The 14452-nt window shown below is 41.9% G+C and carries 14 protein-coding genes; 7 read left to right on the top strand and 7 right to left on the bottom strand.

Annotated elements, in window-relative coordinates:
• Nucleotides 1-182 precede the first annotated feature (182 nt).
• Both FNW02_RS07230 and FNW02_RS07225 read right to left on the bottom strand, forming a co-directional pair.
• The gene (locus FNW02_RS07230) at nt 183-1697 is read right to left on the bottom strand and encodes a BamA/TamA family outer membrane protein (protein ID WP_191756877.1); all 1515 of its coding nucleotides are present in this window, start codon (nt 1695-1697) and stop codon (nt 183-185) included.
• Between the two features lie 301 nt (nt 1698-1998).
• Nucleotides 1999-2601, bottom strand: coding sequence for a TetR/AcrR family transcriptional regulator (locus FNW02_RS07225; protein WP_191756876.1), 603 nt, complete (start codon nt 2599-2601; stop codon nt 1999-2001).
• 213 nt (nt 2602-2814) lie between these two features.
• On the opposite strand from FNW02_RS07225, the gene FNW02_RS07220 reads away from it, so the two are divergent.
• Nucleotides 2815-4752: an FAD-dependent oxidoreductase gene (locus FNW02_RS07220; RefSeq protein ID WP_191756875.1), complete on the top strand. Its 1938-nt coding sequence runs from the start codon at nt 2815-2817 to the stop codon at nt 4750-4752.
• A gap of 383 nt (nt 4753-5135) precedes the next feature.
• Here the strand turns inward: FNW02_RS07220 and FNW02_RS07215 are convergent, their stop codons facing one another.
• The gene (locus tag FNW02_RS07215) at nt 5136-5456 is read right to left on the bottom strand and encodes a DMT family transporter (protein ID WP_191756874.1); all 321 of its coding nucleotides are present in this window, start codon (nt 5454-5456) and stop codon (nt 5136-5138) included.
• Nucleotides 5457-5926: 470 nt separating this feature from the next.
• Here FNW02_RS07215 and FNW02_RS07210 point away from each other — a divergent pair, with 470 nt between their 5' ends.
• A complete protein-coding gene (locus tag FNW02_RS07210; RefSeq protein WP_191756873.1) occupies nt 5927-6376 on the top strand; it encodes an Hsp20/alpha crystallin family protein in 450 nt (149 codons plus the stop codon).
• Between the two features lie 101 nt (nt 6377-6477).
• Here FNW02_RS07210 and FNW02_RS07205 read toward each other — a convergent pair whose 3' ends face one another.
• From FNW02_RS07205 to FNW02_RS07195, 3 genes are all read right to left on the bottom strand, one after another.
• Nucleotides 6478-6777, bottom strand: a complete 300-nt coding sequence (locus tag FNW02_RS07205; RefSeq protein WP_191756872.1) for a 2Fe-2S iron-sulfur cluster-binding protein — start codon at nt 6775-6777, stop codon at nt 6478-6480.
• A gap of 106 nt (nt 6778-6883) precedes the next feature.
• Nucleotides 6884-7144: a SemiSWEET family sugar transporter gene (locus tag FNW02_RS07200; RefSeq protein ID WP_191756871.1), complete on the bottom strand. Its 261-nt coding sequence runs from the start codon at nt 7142-7144 to the stop codon at nt 6884-6886.
• Nucleotides 7145-7232: 88 nt separating this feature from the next.
• Entirely contained in the window at nt 7233-8105 is an 873-nt protein-coding gene (locus FNW02_RS07195; protein ID WP_191756870.1) for a uroporphyrinogen-III synthase, read from the bottom strand.
• A gap of 285 nt (nt 8106-8390) precedes the next feature.
• Between FNW02_RS07195 and FNW02_RS07190 the strand changes: the two genes are divergently transcribed.
• From FNW02_RS07190 to FNW02_RS07165, 5 genes are all read left to right on the top strand, one after another.
• Nucleotides 8391-9080: an HAD-IA family hydrolase gene (locus FNW02_RS07190; protein WP_191756869.1), complete on the top strand. Its 690-nt coding sequence runs from the start codon at nt 8391-8393 to the stop codon at nt 9078-9080.
• Between the two features lie 237 nt (nt 9081-9317).
• Nucleotides 9318-9935, top strand: a complete 618-nt coding sequence (locus FNW02_RS07185; RefSeq protein WP_191756868.1) for an exopolysaccharide biosynthesis protein — start codon at nt 9318-9320, stop codon at nt 9933-9935.
• A 209-nt stretch (nt 9936-10144) separates the two neighbouring features.
• Nucleotides 10145-11047 carry a S1C family serine protease gene (locus FNW02_RS07180; RefSeq protein WP_191756867.1) on the top strand — a complete coding sequence of 301 codons (903 nt, stop codon included), beginning with the start codon at nt 10145-10147 and terminating at the stop codon, nt 11045-11047.
• A gap of 479 nt (nt 11048-11526) precedes the next feature.
• Nucleotides 11527-12390, top strand: a complete 864-nt coding sequence (locus tag FNW02_RS07170; protein WP_225225485.1) for a S1C family serine protease — start codon at nt 11527-11529, stop codon at nt 12388-12390.
• Entirely contained in the window at nt 12387-13019 is a 633-nt protein-coding gene (locus FNW02_RS07165; protein ID WP_191756864.1) for a response regulator transcription factor, read from the top strand. The genes FNW02_RS07170 and FNW02_RS07165 overlap by 4 nt, the downstream gene beginning before the upstream one ends.
• A gap of 337 nt (nt 13020-13356) precedes the next feature.
• Here FNW02_RS07165 and FNW02_RS07160 read toward each other — a convergent pair whose 3' ends face one another.
• A complete protein-coding gene (locus FNW02_RS07160; RefSeq protein WP_191756863.1) occupies nt 13357-14232 on the bottom strand; it encodes a GNAT family N-acetyltransferase in 876 nt (291 codons plus the stop codon).
• Nucleotides 14233-14452 lie beyond the last annotated feature (220 nt).

The raw sequence follows: 14452 nt of genomic DNA, 5'->3' as shown, positions 1-14452 counted from the left end.
AGCCTTGCGCCTCTCCCTTGTGTCCTTTGGACACAAGGCAACCGTTCTGAAAGAACGGTTGGGCAGTAAGACCCGCATAGCGATCAGAACTTCGGGGTTTCCCAACCTAGGAAACTTTTAAAGACAGAGCCACACAGAGAAATCAAGAGTGTGGTCTAAAAACATAAAAATTGCTGTAATTATTAAAATCGCTGACCTGTGGTGACTTCAAATCTAACTTCTCCTTGGTCGCTAATTCCTAAGTCGCCCCGAATTAGTCCAAAGGGTGACTTGACTCGCAATCCTAAGCCGTAACCAAAGCCGCTCCCAGGTTTACCTCGTAGTACGCCTGGTTCTCCTAGGACTGTTTTACCAGAGCCGAAATCTGAGCCGAAGTCAGTAAAGATAACGCCTCCTATTGACTGGAAAATTGGGAAACGATATTCCACAGAAGCTAAGCCATAAGTTCGACCACTGGCAACTTTACCATAACCGTAACCCCTTACAGAATCTAGTCCGCCGATATCAAAGGCGTTGGCTGGTGGAAAATCTCCAATGATTGTCCCAATTTGTAGATTAATCGCCAACATTTCTGGATTGTCAGTTGACTGATTATTACCTATCCAGCTGACTGGTAAGTATTGGATATAGTCTCCCCGGAGTCGGTTGCTGGAAATATTGCCGAGTCCAATGGGAATCGCCTGTTCAGTGCTGAGGGTGAGGATTGATCCTTGAGTTGGATCTTCACGGCGATCGCGTTGATCTCTGGATACTGCAAATGATACTGTAAACAGGTCATCAATGCCAGTACCGCTTAAGGAAAGGGGACTCCCTAATCTATCGACTTGTGTCACATTGTAATCGCGATCGCGCAGGCTGATTCTGGTATAGTTAAGAGCTACAGATGTATCCCAATCATCGAAAGATTTTAAAAGTGCTACAGAACCGCCAAATCGTCCCTCGCGCACTTTGTCACCGTTGGAGAGTCTGATATCTTCGTTGAAGCTTGAAGATAAATCTCGCGTACGAAAACCTCTGATGCTATAGCCTAAACGGTTTGGTTCTCCAGGACGATAAGGGCTTGTGAACTGACCATAAAACTGCACATCTTTACTACTTATCTGAAGAGTTGTATCTAGTTCATCGTTAAGACCACTGATGTTTGCATCTTCATAACCTACCTGACCGAAAAGGCCAATATCATCGCTTTCGCCGCCACCGAATTTTAGAGCAGGATAGCGACGCTCTTTAATGTTATAGATGATGTTAACGCCAGAAGCATCTTCTTGTTGAAAAACATTGACTTGAGCAAATGATTCCAATCTTCTAAGTCGTTGTAAGTCTGCTTGAAGTACATCCTTGCGGAAAACCTGACCGGGTTTGAGTCTCAAAAGACCAATGATAAAATCTCTCTGGGTACGCCCCTGAATGGGCTGACCCTTGTCATCGACCAACTGACCTTTATCATTAACAAAACGTATCTGGATATCTTTAACAACTCTCTGAGAAAACTCAATATTTTGAGCAGTTTCCGCTTTTGGGTTTTCTACTGAAGTCGAGCCTACATAATCACCGTATTTAGCATATCCCCGTTGAGGTTCCGTCAGAATGCCACCAAGCCCATTCTGAGTAGAAGATTGAGAGTCTGCAAGCGCCTCTGGATTTTCCCCACCCACTAACATCGCCACTATCAAAACTACAACTACTTGAACACGCATATTGGTAATCCGTTAGTGTTACCAAGTTTACGCTATAGATATATGTAAGCACCAACTTATACCAATTCGTATTCGTAATTAAGAAAGTCGTCCAAGGACAACATCTTAGTGAACAGTAAACAGTAAACTGTTATCAGTCCTAACGGCGGATGATGGGGGATTTAAACCCGCCAGATAGCGCCTGCCACTTATCGGCTTTGGGTTATTAGTTTTCAGTTGGAAGTGAGCGCCCCCTTAGTGGTTCCCCTTAAACCCAATTATGTTTACCGTTTACTGTTTACTGTTTACTGTTTACTGTTAATTATTCCGGTTTCAACCCATCCAACAAAACGCCAATCATTTCGTTCACCATTACTTCTTTGGGTGCAGCACCCGGAAAGGTTGTGGCATAAGGTATACTTTCCATCACAGATAAAAAGAATCCAGCTAGCCAATTGGGACGAATATCTCGAATCTCGCCTCGTTCTTGCGCTTGGATAAATGTCTGTCGAAGCGGCTCAAAGATAGATTGGTAGGAACAAGCCGAAAGCTTTTTGACATTCTCCTCAGCCAACAAGGGCATATCTGTGTGTACCATGCTCAAAAAATGGACGGGAGGTTGAGAGAGAAACCATACCGATGCTGCGTGAAGTTGCGATCGCAAATCATGACTATTTTCGCCTATTGCCTGTTGTAATCCAATGCGGTGACGCTCAAACATCCGCTCGGTGACAGCTACAAAAAGTTGCTCTTTGCTGGCAAAGTGATAGTACAATGATGCCTGACGAATTCCCACTTCACAAGCTATATCCCTCATCGTCACTGCATTGTAGCCTCGCATACGAAAAAGTCGTTCAGCCTCATCAAGAACGCGATTGTGTCCACTAGAAGACTCTTGTTTAGGAGAGGAGCGATCGCTTGACATTCCTAAACCTACCTAACGCTTAGTAGTCAATTATTAGATATTATATTACACTGTCAAATTGTTAACCTAAATTTTTGACACTTTCTCCCATGCTGCCAAAATAAATCCGTTTAGGATTAAGACATAAATGGGGAAAATCCTGCAAAAAACCTGCTAACTCACAGCTATTATTTCACGCCAGTAATTCATTGTGAAGAGTTAATTTTGTCACCAATGAGCCAACTATTTAATTCACTGGAATCATCTATCTCTCGTCGGACATTACTCAAATTATTCGGCATTAGTGCAATTGCCGGATTAACAGGATACTCCCGGTTTACTAAGCCAAAGCCAACAGTTTTTCAAAAAGATATCCTTAGCTTACCACGGATGTTAAATCAAGGTAAAAGTGTTGTAGTGATTGGGGGTGGATTAGCAGGTTTAGCTTGTGCTTATGAGTTGAGTCAAAGAGGATTTTTAGTAACACTTCTAGAAAAATCCCCGCAACTCGGTGGCAAAATTGCTAGTTGGCAAATAGAAGCCGCTGGTGAAACTTTTAAGATGGAACATGGCTTTCATGGCTTTTTTCCGCAGTATTATAACCTGAATAGTATCGTAAGCGAATTGGGAATTGTTGATAATTTTCAATCATTAAACTTTTATTCTGTTGTCTACCGCGATTCAAAATATAAACCAGAGGTATTTCGCCCCAGTAGTTCTGCCTTTCCTTGGAATATTATAGATTTAGCGATCGCTTCTCCCAACCGCTTCCGATGGGGGATTAATCTGACTAAATTCAAACATTTACAAGTCTTTCAAGCAATTACTGGTTTTCAAAGAGAAAAGAACTATCAACGGTTCGATAATATATCTGTTGCTGACTGGGTAAAAACAGAATTTCCTCAAGGTTTATACGATTTGTATTTTCTACCTTTTGCTAAATCTAGCTTGAATGCACCAGATGTGATGAGTGTCGGAGAACTCATGCAGTTCTTCCACTTTTATTTTTTTGGCAACCCTGAAGGACTAGCTTTTAATGGTACTAAAGATGACATGGGAACAAGTTTAGTACAACCTATCGCTAGAGAAATTCAACGTCATGGTGGCAAAATTATCACAGGTGCAACTGTAAGCGAAATTCCTGCTGTACAAGGTAAGATTGATGCACTCAAATATTACCTTGGTAGTAATCAAAATAATGTGCCTTTTTGGGTAAAACGGAATTCAGTTGTTGCTGACAAAGAAATAGAATATTTTGGTGCAGCTGATGAAGTATTTGCTGTAAAATCTGGGGGTAAAGAGGCGATTTCTCTTACCTGTACTCATCAAGGTTGTACTGTGCAAACAGCAGCAGATGGCAAGTTTCATTGTCCTTGTCATGGAGCAGTTTTTACTGCTGATGGTAAAGTTGTAAAAGGCCCTGCACAACGAGATTTAGCTAAGTTTCAAGTAGTGCAACAGCAGGATGAGAACTTGCAACTGGTAGCGACAAATTCTAAATCGCCGTCACCAGAGACAATTCAAGCAGATTATTATGTTTTAGCTACCGATGTCCCTGGAGTGCAACAATTATGGAAGCGAGTGAGTGGAGATGTAGATCAAAAAGTGCGATCGCAAGTAGAAAACTTGAGTATCGCTGATCCGTTTGCTGTTTGTCGTTTCTGGTTTGACCGCGATTTTGAGTGGGAACAGAGTAATTTTACATCTTTATCTGGTTATCAACTCACAGACAGTATTACCCTTTATCACCGCATTCAAGAACAATTCATCGATTGGGCGAAACGTACTGGTGGTAGCGTGGTTGAGTTACACGCTTACTGCTACAAAGCAAAAGAATTCCCTACCCAGGAAGCTTTGTTAACGAAATTTGAGCAGGAACTCTACGAAATTGTTCCAGAGTTACAGCAAGCAAATGTACTGCATCAGGAATTAGTGAATCAAAATAACTTTTCGGGTTATCCACCAAATAGTTATGCAGAACGTCCAGAAACTAGTACTAGTGTTTCTAACTTATTGTTTGCAGGAGATTGGGTAAAAATGCCTTTCCCTTGCGGCTTGATGGAACGAGCGGTTAGTAGTGGCTTATTAGCAGCCAATGAAATTTTATCCCGTGAAGGTTTGCAGAGGCGATCGCTTTTATCAGTGAATCCAGAGGGGTTGTTACAAATTTAAAGTAGGGGGGCTGGGGACTAGAGCATTGATTCGGTAATCGCAAAAACCCGATTTATTTTCGGTAAAACGACTGTAGAGACGTTGCAATGCAACGTCTCTACGAATGATCCCTACCAATATTTTTCCTCGTTCAGTGTATAAAGAAACCAGCCAAATTGGCTACATGTCTTTGACTGTCTCTGTTAAAGTATTAAAAGTCAATTACTTGTGGGCTATATATACCGAGGTTTACTATATTTTCAAAAGCATTTAGCAAAGTCTGCTCATTTTGCTAGGCTAGCGGAACAACGTAAATTGCTGGTGTATTTATTACAGCAGCAACAAGTAAAATGATCAGTTTTGGTTTATTTACCTCGCCTATGTTGACAAAGGCGAGGTATTTTTTATTTGCCTGAATTTATGCCGATTACACCCATGATTATCAAGGCGATTGATACAAGTTTTATGAGTGTAGCAGATTCACGAAACCAAATAATACCAATGGTAGCAATTAGAATAGTTCCCAATCCAGCCCAGACAGAATAAGCTACGCTTACTTCTAGTCTTTTGAGGGAAAACGTCAAAAAAGTAAAACAAAGTCCATAGAAGACAAATATTAATACTGAAGGGACTATTCTAGTAAATCCTTGCGATAATTTCATGCAAGTTGTGCCTGAAACTTCAAAGAGGATCGCTGCAATTAAGTAAACCCAACTTATTGACATATATATTATGAACGGTTGCTTATGAGTCTTTTATTATCTCTATCAAAATAAAAAAAAGCAATAAGTCCAGCTATTACTATTACCTGCGTATATCTCTTAATATTTTGCTCATAATACCAAATTGGGATACTTTATATTGTTTCACAGAAAATGGTACTAAATTACGCTCGTTAGAGTGGGCATTGTCGGAAAGCCTTTCTGAGCCACAGCTTGAGGCATAGGTTATCTGGGTTTATTCACCATATCTAAAAACAACATTAATATTTCAAGTCTACTTTTGTCGAGTTTACCGAACCAAAAAGATTTCAGATTACCGTACCTTCATTGATGTTCGGAAATCATCATCAACGAAGTGATAAAAACCGAATTTACACCACTATTATTTATTAATACTATGAGAACAAAGCAAGGAATTAAATCCTGAATTGGTTGGTCACAAAAATACTCATCAAATTATACGAGGTAAAAATATGACACTAGTACGTTGGAACCCTTGGCAAGAATTTAACACAATGCAACGTCAAATCAATCGCTTATTTGATGAAGATACCTTACCATCCGCATTTGTTGAAAGAGGCTTCTCCAGAGTTCCCGCTGCTGAGTTAAAAGAGACTGAAGACGCAATTCATCTGAAACTAGAACTTCCAGGAATTGAAGCCAAAGACCTGGATTTACAAGTTACACAAAATGCCGTATACCTGAGTGGTGAGCGGAAGTCTGAAGCTAAAACTGAAGATAAAGGTGTAATCAAGAGCGAATTTCACTATGGTAAATTCCAACGTGTAATTCCTTTATCTGTGCGGATTCAAAATACCAATGTCACCGCAGAATATAAAGATGGCATCTTGAATCTAACGCTACCTAAAGCTGAAGAAGAAAAGAACAAGGTTGTCAAAGTTAATTTGGCATCAGCTGGCTAATTTGCACTTTGATATGTAATCAATGCCGTTGAACTAAATTAACAGCGCTCTCCAAAAGGAGAGCGCTTTTTAGTGAGAATTATTACGCTTGTACAGACTTGTTAGTTTAGCGCATCCTCTCGATGGGTTTCGATGGTGCAGTCTGAAGTGGGATAGGCATAACAGGTTAGGACATTTCCGTCGGCAATTTGATCGTCATCTAAGAAGTTTTGATCTGACTGATCAACTGAACCTGAAATTAGCTTACCGTTGCAGCTAGAACAAGAACCAGAACGACACGAGTAGGGTAAGTCTAAACCTTGTTCTTCGGCAGCGTCTAGAATGTACTCATCGTCAGCAACTTCAATTGTTTCATCTATCCCTTCAGCTTTGTTAAATAATCTGACCTTATAAGTTGCCATGCAACAATCCCGCTCTTACATAAACTCCATTTTCGATACTACGGGTTTACGTGCTACTAGTCTAGACTTTACTGCTCCACATTCAGAAACGGTTAGTAGAGATAGTTTACCTGTACTTGATCTTCAGCACCAAAATCACAGTAGCCAGAACTAAAGTGACGACATTAGCCGCAATAATGGGTACATCATGAACAGAAGTACCATAAACTAACCATAAAATAATACCTGTACACAGAATAATTAACATACTCCAAGAAAGGTCATGGGCTGACTTTGACTGCCAAGTTTTAATGAGTTGAGGCACATAGGCGATAGTAGTCAGTACTCCTGCTACTAGCCCAAGAGTGGTTGTAAAATCAAATTCCATTTTTGTTCCTTACTTCATGTTTTTCAGATAAGATCAGATTATACGGGCACAGAGATATCTGATTGAAAACTACCATAATCTGGCTTTTTTATCTGGAAGCCAGAGTGAAAAATTCCGCGATCGCTTCAGCAAATCCCTCAAATGAACTATAATCTTTTGAAACGATAGAAACATTTACACCTAACTTTTGGGCATTGGCAGTTGTATAAGGGCCAAAACAAGCAACAACACAATGTTCATAATCATTTTGTGAGTTGATCATTGTCAAAAAACTTTCCACTTCTGCCGTGCTACTAAAAGCAATTACATCTATCATTCCTTGACGAATTAGGTTTAATTCAACACTATATATATTTTTGTCTAAACTCTGCGTAATATATGTGGGTACGCGAGTTGCTTGTATACCCAATTTCTGCAATTCTGAAATTAAGTTCGGTATGACATTAGGCTCAGGCAAACCAACAACTTCAGGAGCAGGTATTAGCACTTGTTTCTGATTAATTTGAGGAATTTTTGCTAGTTCTGTCACAATTCCGGCTGGACTAGATTCTGTCGGTATCAAATCCACCTGGCCACAAAAAGATAATAAGCTTTCTGAGTCTTTTCCTAAAGCACACAATTGACAATTTTGTAGCACAGACGTGGAAATCTGTAAATCATTCATCCGGTCAAAAAATGCAGTAATGCCGTTTCTACTAGTAAAGAGAATCCAGTCGAATGCATCTATTTTTTTGAGAGCAGTATCTAACTCAATGTAGTTTAATAGATGGCAGGTTTCGATAGTTGGCATGATCACCGGAAGTCCACCTTTTTTAATGATTTGTTCAGAGAATCTAGCAGCATAGTTTCTTGGGGCTGTAACTAAAATCCTTTTGCCATACAAAGGTAATTTACTAGATGGAGTTAACAGATTGATTTCTCCAGATTTGGAGTTAAGGGCAGATTTTTGGATATTTACCATATTTTTAGTTAGCCTGTTCTTATTTTAAAAGCTATGCTCTATTTTCCTCATTTCAGTTAGAGGAAGTTTGATGATTGATGTCACTAGGTACGCAAATTAAAGAATCACATATAGAGACGTTACATGTAACGTCTCTACAGGGTTTCGGGTTTTATTTATCAATTTAACGTTTTTAAACCTTTGTTGGGTTTCACTGACAATTATTAAGCTAATTAAGTTTCAGACTACCAAGAAGGGCATAATTACATAGTTCGATATTGTCAAGCTGTAATCAAAGGACTTAATGTGTCACCAAGTTTCCGAGCCGTAATTTTTGACATGGATGGTCTGCTTTTTGATACGGAAAGTATTGCTCGATGGGCTTGGAAGCAGGCCCTAGAAAATCATGGCTATGTCATGAGTGACAACTTTTATGATGAGTTTGTTGGTCGAGACTTATCATGGCGGGAAAAAATACTAAAAAAAAGATATGGTGAAAGCTTTCCTTTTGCGTCAGTGACAGCACAACGGATTAAAATTGGCGATGAACGAGAAATGCAAGAAGGTCTGCCAGTAAAAGCCGGTGTATTAGATGTACTCAACAAACTAAATAACCTAGGAGTAACTATTGCATTGGCAACTGGGACATCTCGAATTAGAACAATCCGACGTTTAACCAACGCAGGTATTCAGCAATATTTCACGACTATTGTAACGAGTGAAGATGTTGCCGAGGGCAAGCCAGCTCCAGATATTTTTCTAGAAGTTAGTCGCAGAATTAATGTTGTTCCTTTGCAGTGTATGGTTTTTGAAGATTCATCTGTAGGAGTAAAAGCTGCTTTTACGGCTGGGATGTGTGTAATTATGGTTCCTGATATAGAATTTCCATCTCCTGAAATAGCACGTTTGGCTTATCGAGTGTTGACTTCTTTAGAGCTAGCAGGCGAATTATTAGACGAGCTATTTAAGGAAATAATTGAAGAGAAGCTGATATAGAAAACTTCGCTTACAAGGGCATGGGGAATGGGGAATGGGTGGTTTATTTATGCCGTCGTGTACTGGCTATTTTTTGCTTACAGTGACTTTTTACTCCCTGGAATGGAGTGGAAGAGAATCAAAAGTCTTACTATGGGCTGGGATTGAAGCCTTAACGCAGGATATAGAATTCAGTAGTTGACTCTGTTCTTAATCCTTAATAGCGATCGCACCTTTTTCAATACAGACCATTAAAGCATGTCAAAACAAGAATTGCAGACCTCCAAATTACTGCGAGACTTCTTAGAACGCCATTCAGGAGAGCGTCTATACTTCAGAGATTTATTAGATGATATGGCCGATCGCGCTTTTGCTCCTGTCTTGCTTTTTTGTGCATTACCAGAAGCTTTACCACTACCTATCGCTGGAGTTTCTGCAATTATCGGTCTACCTTTAATGATAGTTTCAATACAGTTGCTCTTAGGTTTTACCAAACCTCGGCTACCAAGTTGGATAGCTAATCGCTCGTTGAAACGCAAAGATTTTGAGAAACTGATAAATAAAATTCTGTTAATCCTAGAAAAATTCGAGAGTATAGTTCGTCCCCGCTGGAAATTTGTCGCTTCACCTCTAGCGCAACGCATCCTAGGATTATTGTTTCTCATCCTTGCTATTGTCATTGCACTACCGATACCTTTTGGTAATCTACCGCCTGCTGTTGCCATAGTTGTAATTAGTCTAGGCATGATTGAGCAAGATGGGGTAGTGATAGTTTTGGGAGCTTTAGGCGCTTGTGTAGTTCTTGTAATTATGGCAAGTGTAATTGCAGCGTTATTCTCCGCAGGATTTACAGCTATTCAACGGCAATTCAAATAGGCTGGGGAATGGGGATTGGGGAATGGGGAATGGGAAAGAGAATTATTCTTTTGCTCCCCCTACTCCCCCTACTCCCCCTGCTCCCCCTGCTCCCCCTGCTGCCTTTCCTAGCTATTTTTCCAGGGTGAATTCTGCCCATTTTTCTGATGTCAACTGTAAGGAGAAAACGGCAAGATATGAGCATCTAAGAACGTTTGCCAAGAAATCTTATGTCTTCATTACTGGATCTGTCTAATAGTTTAGCTGACACTGTAGAGCAAGCTGGGACTGCTGTGGTTGCTGTGAATGCGGGTAGACGTGTTTCCCCAAGTGGCATTCATTGGTGCAATGGGATCATTGTTACCTCTGATGAGTCGCTTCAGCGCTATGACGAAATCACCATTACCCTATCAGATGGGCGCACTGTACCCGTCACACCCATCGGTCATGACTCTAGCACCGATATAGCTGTCTTCAAACTCCAAGATGTAGAAATCCCCGTGGCTAAAATTGGCGATACTAAAACGCTCAAAGTTGGTCATCTGGTACTAGGACTAGCAAGAAGTAGCGAAGGTGACTTGCGAGCGGCGATGGGTGCGGTAAGCGTAGTTAGTGGTGCTTGGCGGAGCATGAGCGGTGGTAATATTGACCAGTTAATTCGCCCAGACATCACCCTTTACTCTGGCTTTGCAGGTGGGCCCCTCGTAGATGCTGCTGGTTATGTAGTAGGCATGAATACATCAGGACGGCGCGGTACTGCTCTGACTATTCCCGTTGCTACAATTGATCGCATCGTTGACCAATTGGTAGCAAAAGGACGTATTTCCAAGGGCTACTTGGGTGTAGGTATGCAACCTGTACGCTTACCAAAAAATCTCAAAACTGCTCTCAATTTAACTTCTGCTAGCGGAGTAATTGTCGTTAACGTCGAACCCTCCGGCCCCGCTGATAACGCTGGTGTGTTGCTTGGGGATGTACTAGTAACATTTGATGGTGTTACACTAAGTGATACTGGTGATGTGCTAGCACTTCTTAATAGTGGCGATCGCATTGGTCAAACCGTCAAAGTCCAAGTTGTACGAGGTGGAGTGTTAGTTGAGTTAGCGATCGCAATTGGCGAACGACCATTGTAATTCGTAATTCGTAATTCGTAATTCGTAATTTAGAACTTCGGCCTTTTTACTCGAACGTTGAGCTTCTGAATACGGAACTCCGAGATCAAAGCACGGAACTTCGAGATCAGAACACAGAACTTCGAGATCAGAACACGAAACTTCGAGATTAGAACACGAAACTTCGAGATCAGAACACGAAACTTTGAGATCAGAACACGAAACTTCGAGATCAGAACACGAAACTTCGAGATCAGAACACGAAACTTCGAGATCAGAACACCTCAAGCCTTAAAACTAGACTCCTCTGTGCGCCTCTGCGTCCACCGAAGTTCAGAACGCTATGCGGGTCTTATTGCCCAACCGTTCTAAAAGAACGGTTGCCTTGTGTCCAAAGGACACAAGGGAGAGGCGCAAGGCTTTGCGCCTCTCGGCAGTGATACAGACCATCGGCGGAAGCCGCCGCTCCGACTTCTCTGTGCGTGAGACAAAAAATACCCATGCCAGCAAAAAAACCGCATAACATGGCAAACACAATATTTACCAACATAGCCGCCGAATTAACAGCAGTAGCTACCAAGCTACGCCATAGCACCGTCAAAATCAACAGCGGTTCTCTAGGAATCGGTTCCGGTGTAATCTGGCAATCTGACGGAGTAATTATCACAAATGCCCACGTGGCAACCAGCAACAGCGCAACTGTGGAATTATCCGATGGACGAAAATTTGATGCACTACGTACACACTTTAACCCACAACAAGATTTAGCAGCCCTAAAAATTGCTGCCACTGACTTAACTGCTGCAAAAATTGGTAATTCTGAAGCGCTACGAGTCGGCGAATTAGTCTTAGCAGTAGGTAATCCCTTTGCAGACAGTGGTGCTGTAACTACCGGAATTATTTGTACTAATAATTCGCGGACAGTTATGGCAGATCTGCGGTTGTATCCTGGTAATTCTGGGGGGCCGCTTGCTGACTGTCTCGGTCGAGTCGTGGGCATTAACACCATGATTGCTCATGGTTTAGCTGTTGCAGTTCCTAGCAACACTGTAGACCGTTTTTTGAGCGGTAATACTCGCCCACAACTGGGGGTAACACTACAACCTGTGCTTTTAGACAGACGCGCTTTGGGTTTACTAGTGTTATCAATTTTACCTGGTGGTGTAGCAGAAACCGCTGGAGTCCAAATTGGTGATGTGTTAATTGGAGTTGCAGGGCGTTTGTTTACTAACCCCAACGACTTAGCTAAATATCTCCATCAAAGCAACAATAACCAATCACTTCCTCTACAAGTACTGCGCGGTGGACAGCAATTTGTTGTGTATGTTGCGGTGCAGAGTGGGAATCCTGTGGAGGCGACATGATCCGAGTCATGGTAGTTGCTACTTCCCCCGTGGTGCGGGCAGGGTTATCAGCAGTGGTGACTAGCAATCCCACGCTGACGGTTGTGGGAAGTGCATCCGATTTGGATGTACTAGCAAGGGAAGTTGGGCAATTGCAACTTGATGTAGTGCTACTAGATTTGAGGGGGAATCCTCAACAATTGGTGTGGGAAAAATTGCTGCTGATTCAAGAGGAGCAATACCCCTTGAGAATTATGGTAATTGTTGAGGAACTTGACAGCATCGACTTGGAAATGGCTTTACGTTCTGGTGTCCGGGGTATATTACCCAGCACTAGTACAGAGTCGGAAATTGTCGCTGCTGTTGAGGCGATCGCTTTTGGTCTAGTGGTGCTACACCCAGATTTTTTAGAGTTGCTTTCTGTGCGAGAAAAAGTAGTGATAAATCCTGTGCAAACCTTGACACCACGGGAAATCGAGGTTTTAGGAATGCTCGGTTCTGGGTTGGGAAATAAAGCGATCGCCAAACGTTTACACATCTCTGAGCATACAGTTAAATTTCATCTTTCATCGATTTTTCAAAAGCTCGGTGTCTCCACCCGTACTGAAGCTGTTGCTGTAGGTGTGCGACTAGGTTTAATTATGCTGTGATTCTCGGCTTTGCATAAATGTGGGATAATTTATCTCACGCAGAGAGAAGTTGGAGCGGCGGCTTCCGCCGATGGTCTGTATCACTGCCGAGAGGCGCAAAGCCTTGCGCCTCTCCCTTGTATCCTTTGGACACAAGGCAACCGTTCTTTTAGAACGGTTGGGCAATAAGACCCGCATAGCGTTCTGAACTTCGGTGGACGCAGAGACGCAGAGGAGCAAAAGAGTAATTCTCTTTCTCAATCCTCAATCCCCAGTCCCCATTGCCCCTTATCCCCAGAGGGGGCCCCGAGTTCCCCAGTCCCCAGTCCCCAGTCCCCAGTCCCCAATCCCCATTCTTTCAACATCTCGCAGAACGCGGCAGCATAAATTTCTCCCCCTCCGCTGCAAATGTACCGCGAACCATCAGCACAGTTTCATCCAATTTATGAGGGAATGATTGCACATCTTTGACATCGAGACGTTCAGGACTAAAGTAGATTACTACCTCTTCAATGTGTTGAGGTATCCTAGCCAGAATCTCCTTTAAAGAGCATATCTGCGTTGCAACTAGATCAAAAAGATGAAGTCTGCAATCTTCTATCTCCATGCAAGCAATTAAATCCAAATCTTCCACATAATATAAAGAACGGCTTCCTTCATTGACGCAGAATACAGGTTTTTCCTTTACTACCCCAACTACATTAGATACAGGTGTGCGTGTTTCTAAAAGTCTGTGCAGCAATGTGAAATCTTTAATATCTGCAAAATTCAGGATTCTTAAGCCATCAGTATCACCTGTGCAGTCACACTGGAGTTTAAAAATTTGTTCTTCAACAATGCGAAAGCCAAAAGGTAAGTAAAACTCTGGTTGTGGTGTCGTCAGTACTAGTGTTTCATAAAGTTGGTCGCAATATTCCAGTACTTCCTCCATCACTTGACGGTAATAGCCTCTCCTGCGAAATTCTGCACGGGTAGCTACTGCATGGACTCCTCCAGCAGTAACCCTTTGTCCCATAATGTGCATAGGAATTTCTAACACTCCTACATGGGTAATGGCTACATCATCATGAAACCGAATAAACGGTGTCGAAGCTGTTTCCCAGGATGCACCTAGTTTTCTCCCACATTCTGCCAGACTGCTGAGTCCGGGAAATGTATCTTCTACCAAGTCAAAAAGCTTATCGCTTAAAGTGGGGTCAGCAGAGAATGACTGTTTGAAGTGATACTGGTTCATAGTTCAAGTAGTGCTATCAATTCATTGCCTGATACTACAAATACTACAATATAAATTCCAGTAAATCTAATACCAATTTAAAAAAATAATGTGACAGGTAGACCATTGTAGAGACATTGCATTGCAACGTCTCTACACCCTGCACCCCTGCTACTTCTTTCGCCGCACTTCTTCCACGTTTACTATTTACTGAAGATCTGCACCCCTGCTACTTTTCTCG

It is taken from the genome of Komarekiella delphini-convector SJRDD-AB1, assembly GCF_014831675.1.
Classification (GTDB): Bacteria; Cyanobacteriota; Cyanobacteriia; order Cyanobacteriales; family Nostocaceae; genus Komarekiella.
The sequence above is the reverse complement of the archived record's forward strand: the minus strand, read 5'-3'. Positions and strand labels throughout refer to the sequence as shown.

Bases quoted from the DNA above. Each gene is read 5' to 3' on its own strand.
- FNW02_RS07230 (WP_191756877.1), bottom strand. From the start codon at position 1,697: ATGCGTGTTCAAGTAGTTGTAGTTTTGATAGTGGCGATGTTAGTGGGT.
- FNW02_RS07225 (WP_191756876.1), bottom strand. From the start codon at position 2,601: ATGTCAAGCGATCGCTCCTCTCCTAAACAAGAGTCTTCTAGTGGACAC.
- FNW02_RS07220 (WP_191756875.1), top strand. From the start codon at position 2,815: ATGAGCCAACTATTTAATTCACTGGAATCATCTATCTCTCGTCGGACA.
- FNW02_RS07215 (WP_191756874.1), bottom strand. From the start codon at position 5,456: ATGTCAATAAGTTGGGTTTACTTAATTGCAGCGATCCTCTTTGAAGTT.
- FNW02_RS07210 (WP_191756873.1), top strand. From the start codon at position 5,927: ATGACACTAGTACGTTGGAACCCTTGGCAAGAATTTAACACAATGCAA.
- FNW02_RS07205 (WP_191756872.1), bottom strand. From the start codon at position 6,777: ATGGCAACTTATAAGGTCAGATTATTTAACAAAGCTGAAGGGATAGAT.
- FNW02_RS07200 (WP_191756871.1), bottom strand. From the start codon at position 7,144: ATGGAATTTGATTTTACAACCACTCTTGGGCTAGTAGCAGGAGTACTG.
- FNW02_RS07195 (WP_191756870.1), bottom strand. From the start codon at position 8,105: ATGGTAAATATCCAAAAATCTGCCCTTAACTCCAAATCTGGAGAAATC.
- FNW02_RS07185 (WP_191756868.1), top strand. From the start codon at position 9,318: ATGTCAAAACAAGAATTGCAGACCTCCAAATTACTGCGAGACTTCTTA.
- FNW02_RS07180 (WP_191756867.1), top strand. From the start codon at position 10,145: ATGTCTTCATTACTGGATCTGTCTAATAGTTTAGCTGACACTGTAGAG.
- FNW02_RS07170 (WP_225225485.1), top strand. From the start codon at position 11,527: ATGCCAGCAAAAAAACCGCATAACATGGCAAACACAATATTTACCAAC.
- FNW02_RS07165 (WP_191756864.1), top strand. From the start codon at position 12,387: ATGATCCGAGTCATGGTAGTTGCTACTTCCCCCGTGGTGCGGGCAGGG.
- FNW02_RS07160 (WP_191756863.1), bottom strand. From the start codon at position 14,232: ATGAACCAGTATCACTTCAAACAGTCATTCTCTGCTGACCCCACTTTA.